This is a genomic window from Bacillus cereus group sp. BfR-BA-01381 (genome assembly GCF_022663555.1).
GTDB classification, from domain to species: domain Bacteria; phylum Bacillota; class Bacilli; order Bacillales; family Bacillaceae_G; genus Bacillus_A; species Bacillus_A pacificus.
The window spans coordinates 1-221 of the sequence record NZ_JAKUFR010000347.1; the positions used below are offsets into that span (position 1 = coordinate 1).

Genomic DNA, 221 nt, shown 5'->3' on the forward strand with positions numbered 1-221 from the left:
AATTACCAACAGCATTTTTATTGCCCTTTTTGGCTCCACCACGATTATTTACAGCATTCTTATTACCTTTTGGTGCTCCTGGTTTCTTTTTGGAGTACTCCGTATCTTTCTATGGAGTACTCCATTTAATTTGTCTATCCATTCATCTTTGGATTTCCATCCGCCAACCGTTTTTTCACTCACAGTTTTTTCGGATGTAGACAACAATTCAGCAATTTTAC

The 221-nt window shown here is 37.1% G+C and carries 1 pseudogene; it reads right to left on the reverse strand.

What is annotated here, in order from left to right:
* A pseudogene (locus tag MR079_RS28980) lies at positions 1-221 on the reverse strand (phage terminase small subunit); the annotation flags it as partial.